We start from the raw sequence: 6,315 nt of genomic DNA on the forward strand, positions 1-6,315 counted from the left end.
AAATACCCTTTCTTTAAAAAGCGTCTAGCTGAAATTAGATTTACCCGCACGCGGCTCCCTGGCTGTATTTCTGTGTATTGCGCCGTAATCGGGTTTGTATTCAGCCTCTTTGTCCAGCCAGATAATCTCATCCGTCCCGATGCTCTTTAAAATCTGAAGGACGGTGTAGGTATCCCCGAATTCCATCTCAGGGGTGACGGAAATAGGTTCGTTTCCGCTTGCCGCCTGGTAAAAGTTGAGCAGTTCGTTGAAAAAGCCGCGCTGAGGACGGTAAGGGATACGCTCGTAATCACCGTTATTGTGGGCAACATTTACTGTTCCGCAGTTTCTTTCTTCCAGATAAATCATCCCGGAGGCGCCGAAGATACGCAGTCCAACCAGGGGTCTCTGCACCTCTTTTCCGCTGCAGAAGAATGAAAAAGTGCCGATGACACCGCTTTTAAAAAGCATGTTGACACAAATCACGGAATAGGGGGCGTAATCATAGCTCTGGTGCTGTCCGAAAGCCTGCACCTTGTCAATCGCCCCGAAGATATGCCTTAAAGCTGCAAATTCGTGAACTCCCGTATCCAGGATTGCCCCGCCGGGAAAATCGGGGCGCTGCCGCCACTCAGCAGACGGAAACCGGTCGCTGGCAACTTCACCAAGAAAATCGACGACCCTGTTCTGGACGAAATAAAACGTTTCGCCGATCCTTTTTTCTCCGACGTAATCCCTGATTATGTTGATTTCCTCATTATATCTGTAGTTTTCCGCAATCATTATCGGGACATGGTATTTCTGAGGCAGTTCGGCAGCCGCTTTTGCCTCATCCATAGTTGCGGCAAGGGGCTTTTCGCAGATAATTGATTTGTGGGAGCCGGTTAAAAGCGAGGCGACGTCATGTGTAACACGGTAATTCATTCCAATGGGCGCCATGATATCGATTACATCGAGATCATCTCTTTTGACCATTTCCTTATAGTCGGAGTAAACTGTTGAATTATCCAAGATAAGTTTTTTAGCCCAATAATCCGCTTTTCTTTTATCTTCGTCACAGATGGCCTTTATTTCGTATCTGTCCGGCAATTCCTGATAGGCGGGGTAATGAAGCCTCTCAAACGCCATACCTGCCCCAATTATTCCAACTCTTAATTTCAACATTTCCTCTAACCACCTCGTCTTTGTTTTTTTTAGCATAACCATCACGGTATTTTTTATTTGTCCCGCGCCGCACACGGTATAAATTCGTTGACTTTATAATTTCCAGTTACTATAATTGTGTATAAGTTAATATGAAAGTATCGCAGTCGATACTTGTTATTTGCGGCGAAGATGCCCATTTCTGATAAGGTGATCAGAGATGGTTTTTTTTGCCTTAAAGGAGATGCAAATCAAGGATGAAAGAAAAAACCGCTTCTAGATGAACCTGGTTAAGTAAGAAGTCATGTTGGGATTTTGAGCTAGGAAAGCTTTATTACAAGGTGGTTGATTGAATGATTGGTTTGCAGCGGATTCCTAAATATACGCTGCTTTTTACTTTATTGCTTCTGTTTATTCCGGGTATTTCCTTAGCGGATGATTCTTCAGCCGCGGACAATTGTTTTGTAATGATCAGCGCCGCGCTGGTTATGCTCATGTACTATACCCCACCTTACCTTTATGGTCTTTCAGCTTATGTTTGCCATAATTACAGCTGCCCTTATTCCGGGAGCAGTCGCCGAGCGGATGAACTTTTCGGCGTTTCTGATCTTCATCTTCCTTTGGTCTACTTTAGTATACGATCCCCTGGCTCACTGGGTCTGGGGAGCGGGCGGATGGCTTCGCGAAAGAGGCTTCCTGGATTTTGCCGGAGGTGCTGTGGTACACATCAGCGCAGGATTTTCAGGGTTGATTGCGGCTCTGGTTCTGGGTAGGCGTAAAGGATACGGCAATGAACCGATGCTTCCGCATCACCTGCCTTTTACTGTTTTGGGCGCAGGGCTGCTTTGGTTTGGATGGTTTGGTTTTAATGCCGGAAGCGCTCTGGCTGCAAACGGAATTGCAGCAAGCGCTTTTGTTGTAACCAATACTTCAGCCGCTATAGCGACAATTACCTGGGTGTTTATAGAGTGGCTGCATCACGGCAAGCCTACAATGCTTGGGGCCGCTACCGGTTGTATTGCAGGATTGGGGGCGGCAACACTATAACACCTGCGTCAGGATTTGTCAGTCCAGCATCGGCCCTGCTTATCGGTTTGGTGGCTTCTTTAATTTGCTACTATGCCGTATGCGTTGTTAAAACGCGTTTTGCTTATGATGACTCTCTGGACGTCTTCGGTGTCCATGGCCTGGGTGGAACCTGGGGTGTAATCTCGGTCGGCTTATTTGCTTCGAAGGCAGTAAATCCTGCCGGAGCAAACGGGCTTTTTTACGGAAACGCCGCCCAGCTTGGAATTCAATGTCTGGGCGCCCTGACGACCCTGGTGTTTGTTGCAGCAGCAAGCTTTGTGATCCTTAAGGTCGTCGGTATATTTGTAAAATTAAGAGTCAGCGATCAGGATGAAGATACAGGGCTTGATTTCTCGCTGCACGGAGAAAATGGTTATGCAGACCTGGCCATAGGGGAAACGGTTACATACGGATTTCCCTTAAGCGCGGGCGCAGAAAATGTTTCTTTATTAAAAGAAGTGTCCGATTGAAGGTAAAAGACCTAGTACCGTAGAATATACTATATCTTTTAATATATCTTTGCGGGGGGTATGTTTAACCGATGACTAAAATTGAATGTATTCTACGACCGGGCAAACTTGAAGATGTAAAAGACGCGCTGGGAAGGTTTGGCATAAAAGGCATGACCGTCAGCCAGGTATTAGGTTGCGGATTGCAGAAGGGACGCAAGGAAATTTACCGGGGGCAGGAGTATAGCATCAACATATTGCCCAAAGTCAAAGTGGAGATGGTCCTCCACGATGACGACGTTGACAAGGTAGTCGACATAGTAATTAAAGCTGCCCGGACCGGTGAGATAGGAGACGGAAAAATCTTTATTTACCCGGTTTCCGAGGCCATCCGTATACGCACGGGTGAAAAAGGACACGACGCAATCTAAAAATAACCGTGGCGGTAAAATAACCGATGAAGACTTTTAAGATCTATACCTGACTTGCAGTAACCCGGCAAAAGCCGGGTTTTTTATTCCAACCGGAAATTCTTTGAAGGAAAGAAGGAATTTAAAGTCGAATTATATAAATAGGTAATAGATATGCCTGTATAACCTGTACAAAAGGAAGGGTTTTGATAATGGAGAAGATTCAACTTTATTTTCGTGAAACGCGGCCACAGTTTTTGATCCTGACTTTAGTCTGCGTTATTGTCGGTGTTGCTGCGGCCTATTGGAAGGCGAGCGGCATCAATGTTTTCCACCTGGTCATCATTTTAATAGGCGCCCTTTCAGCTCACGCTTCGGTAAACATATTAAATGATTATTTAGATTATAAAAGCGGGCTTGATAAGTGCACTCTAAAAACACCTTTCAGCGGGGGCAGCGGCATCCTGCCGGGAAAACAAATGACACCTTCGGCCGCTCTTGTTTTCGGTATTTTAACCTTTGCTTTAACGGCGCTGATTGGAGTATATTTTTTAGTTATCTGTGGGTGGCCTTTAATGCTGGTTGGCCTGCCCGGATTAATCCTGATTGCGTTTTACACCCAGTTTATAACACGGCATCCTCTGTTATGCTTGCTTGCTCCCGGAATAGGGTTCGGTCCCTGCATGGTTATGGGAACTTACTATGTCCTACAGGGTTCTTATGACTGGACTTCGGTGGCCGCTTCTTTGGTTCCCTGCTTTTTGGTCAGCAACCTGTTGCTTCTTAACCAATATCCTGACGCCGAAGTGGACCGCCTGGTCGGCCGGCGCCATTTCCCCATTCTAATAGGCAGGACAAAGAGCACATATATTTATACATCATTTGTTATCGCCATGTACATCTGCGTTTTCGCAGCCGTCTATATGCGCTTACTGCCGCCGCTGGCCTTAATTTCTGTCTTCCCATTTTTCATTGTGGTCAAGATTATCAAGGGTTTGCTTAAAGACAGCGATCAAATCATGAATATAATTCCCCTCATGGGTCAGAACGTTATCTTTATCCTGTTAACCCCGCTTTTGATGGCTGTTGGGCTATTCTTTTCACATACTTTTTAAAGGCTAGCTTTTATAAAGTAAAATAAAAGGACTGTCCGGAAGACATTTCATTCCGCAGCAGTCCTTTTTTTACTTTAACCAAGTTAAGCGCTGGTATTCGTGTTGAGCAGGAGTACGGTATCATTTCGGCCAATGGGTTTACTGATATCATAATGGCCGGCCAGTGTTTCAGCTTGTTTCCCGTCAATAAGAATTTGTACTTTTTCTATTTCCGGAAATTTGATCAGTGTGTTTGCTATGGAAGCCAGAATTAACGCTTCTCCCTTGCCGCCGACAGATAACCTTGTAATTTCACTGGAGAAATCAGGATAAGCTATAAAATCTTTTACCTTCACGCTGTTTACTTTAGTATCCTCTGGAATAAGGCTTTCAAGAGATTTGTCCGACGGTCCTTTAATTAACTCTTCCATGGCCAGTTTGGGCATATCGGGCTGACGGCGCACTGTGCGTAGTTCAGGAACAAGATAAAAATCCGTGTATGTCTCTTTTACATAATAGAGGGTAATCTGTTCGTTCTCCGATTGTTCCTTTGCCGTTTTCAACTGCTGCTCAAGATCGGAGACTTTTTTTTGCAGGGCTTGATTTTTTGAAGAAAGCTCTTTTGTATCGGGCGCGCAGCCAAAAACAGATAATAGTATAATCAGCGGCAGCAAAATTAAAATAATTTTTTTCATTAATCTCACCTTTCATGAGTAGTTTTTCCCTGTGCAAAGCATTTATGCCATATATGATTTATAACAGATAGACAATTAAATTTTAAGCCCCTTTGAAAAAATATTTTAGAAAACCTGCCTATAAGGCTGACTAATTCAGAACTGGCCCCATATATATAGATAAACGCGAATATAATAAAATATTAAAACTATCAGAAATAACTATTGACAAACTAAAAAGATAATCATATAATAAAAATATCCGGGAAAGAGCGAAAGCAAAAGTACCGGAATTACCCAGGAGTAACCCGTTAGCCAGGTAAAGAGTACTGGTTTAAAGCGAAAGTAAACAGCCCAACAAGGTCGGAAGGTCGGAAGGTCGGAAGGTCGGAAGGTCGGTTTAGTAGGGCTGATTCTCCAGGAAGGTGTTGTAATTAACAACCTCGAAGTCTGGGGAACAGACGGGAACAGGTCGGTAGGAGTAAACCCGGCCGGACTCTGTGGGTAAAAAGGAGGGGTGTGCTTAATTGCACTATCCTAAAGGATAAGAGCAGGGGGCAGCTGAGAGGCGCCGAAAAACCCTGCTCTTATTCTATCATATTCTTTAGTATGATTCTAATTGCAATAAAAAGACAGGCGCATGGGCCTGTCTTTTCGCAGTAGTGCGCCACGCATGGCGCGTAGCTAGGCGGTGGAAGACCGCTATGGGGGCTGGCAGTTGCCAACCATTAGCCAAGCGCAAGGGTGTCCATCGCGAGGTGGAATCTGAAGGAAGCGTGATGAGCAAAGTTCCGGCCCGAGGAACACGAACCGTATTAGGCATCCGTAATGGGATGAGTCTGCTACTCAAGACAAAATCCAATAAACTGCACGGACACGAGGATGTAGATATGGCGGGTATATGGGATGAAAGTTACGCGTCTTACCGTGGGAGATCTCACGGACGCATGAAGCAAATGTGCAAAATGCGGTTGAAACAAGATTTGCCGTGAGAAGTCAGCAGAAACCATAGTAGTAACGCAGTCGACGGCGTTATGAAGGGTTGAACCCAAGGAGGTGTTAACCCAACTTTCCCCTCCAAAACCCCGAACTCCCCTTGCAGCCTCGATCCATCGAAATAATTAGGTACTACATTCTGCGGTGCAAAACCGTATGTTTGTTTTTCAGAGAGTCCTTGATCCCAAGTTTCTTATAGATATCCTGTTGCTCTGGTTCCGGCTGGCTGGATAACCGGATACTGTAAATCTTGTTTTCCTCACCATGTAAAATTATTGAACTTCTGGTGTGTGTGTAAAGAATCTTTTTAATTGTTGACCATTGACGTGTATTTCCTTGTTCCCGTAAACCTGTCTCAATACCAATAAGTAAATGATAAGCCAGCACAGATATAAACAGATGGGCTTCGGTGAGATCGGCTAGCTGGTGGTGAATAGGACGCATACCCAGATCGGACTTTAAGCATCGGAAAGCATATTAAAACCTGGTTAAGGGATGTTAG

6 protein-coding genes and 1 pseudogene are annotated in these 6,315 nt (G+C 44.9%); 4 read left to right on the top strand and 3 right to left on the bottom strand.

The window, feature by feature from the left end; genetic code table 11:
• Nucleotides 1–24: 24 nt before the first annotated feature.
• The gene (locus tag DEH07_10535; protein HBY04932.1) at nt 25–1,143 is read right to left on the bottom strand and encodes an oxidoreductase; all 1,119 of its coding nucleotides are present in this window, start codon (nt 1,141–1,143) and stop codon (nt 25–27) included.
• Between the two features lie 498 nt (nt 1,144–1,641).
• On the opposite strand from DEH07_10535, the pseudogene DEH07_10540 reads away from it, so the two are divergent.
• The 3 genes and pseudogenes from DEH07_10540 to DEH07_10550 all read left to right on the top strand — a co-directional run bounded on the left by DEH07_10540 (nt 1,642) and on the right by DEH07_10550 (nt 4,164).
• A pseudogene (locus DEH07_10540) lies at nt 1,642–2,660 on the top strand (ammonia channel protein).
• Nucleotides 2,661–2,731: 71 nt separating this feature from the next.
• Nucleotides 2,732–3,070 (top strand): transcriptional regulator, encoded by a 339-nt coding sequence (locus DEH07_10545; protein ID HBY04933.1) that lies wholly within the window; start codon nt 2,732–2,734, stop codon nt 3,068–3,070.
• 191 nt (nt 3,071–3,261) lie between these two features.
• Nucleotides 3,262–4,164: a prenyltransferase gene (locus tag DEH07_10550; GenBank protein HBY04934.1), complete on the top strand. Its 903-nt coding sequence runs from the start codon at nt 3,262–3,264 to the stop codon at nt 4,162–4,164.
• An 83-nt stretch (nt 4,165–4,247) separates the two neighbouring features.
• On the opposite strand, the gene DEH07_10555 is transcribed toward DEH07_10550, so the two are convergent.
• Nucleotides 4,248–4,838 (bottom strand): hypothetical protein, encoded by a 591-nt coding sequence (locus DEH07_10555; GenBank protein ID HBY04935.1) that lies wholly within the window; start codon nt 4,836–4,838, stop codon nt 4,248–4,250.
• 683 nt (nt 4,839–5,521) lie between these two features.
• Here DEH07_10555 and DEH07_10560 point away from each other — a divergent pair.
• Nucleotides 5,522–5,809 (top strand): hypothetical protein, encoded by a 288-nt coding sequence (locus tag DEH07_10560; protein HBY04936.1) that lies wholly within the window; start codon nt 5,522–5,524, stop codon nt 5,807–5,809.
• Between the two features lie 136 nt (nt 5,810–5,945).
• Here the strand turns inward: DEH07_10560 and DEH07_10565 are convergent, their stop codons facing one another.
• Nucleotides 5,946–6,257 (bottom strand): hypothetical protein, encoded by a 312-nt coding sequence (locus tag DEH07_10565; GenBank protein ID HBY04937.1) that lies wholly within the window; start codon nt 6,255–6,257, stop codon nt 5,946–5,948.
• Between the last annotated feature and the right edge of the window lie 58 nt (nt 6,258–6,315).

The sequence above is a fragment of the Desulfotomaculum sp. genome (assembly GCA_003513005.1).
Taxonomy (GTDB): domain Bacteria; phylum Bacillota; class Desulfotomaculia; order Desulfotomaculales; family Nap2-2B; genus 46-80.

Coding starts and splice junctions, on each gene's coding strand:
- DEH07_10560 (HBY04936.1), top strand. CDS start 5,522: ATGGGGGCTGGCAGTTGCCAACCATTAGCCAAGCGCAAGGGTGTCCAT.
- DEH07_10550 (HBY04934.1), top strand. CDS start 3,262: ATGGAGAAGATTCAACTTTATTTTCGTGAAACGCGGCCACAGTTTTTG.
- DEH07_10555 (HBY04935.1), bottom strand. CDS start 4,838: ATGAAAAAAATTATTTTAATTTTGCTGCCGCTGATTATACTATTATCT.
- DEH07_10535 (HBY04932.1), bottom strand. CDS start 1,143: ATGTTGAAATTAAGAGTTGGAATAATTGGGGCAGGTATGGCGTTTGAG.
- DEH07_10545 (HBY04933.1), top strand. CDS start 2,732: ATGACTAAAATTGAATGTATTCTACGACCGGGCAAACTTGAAGATGTA.
- DEH07_10565 (HBY04937.1), bottom strand. CDS start 6,257: ATGCGTCCTATTCACCACCAGCTAGCCGATCTCACCGAAGCCCATCTG.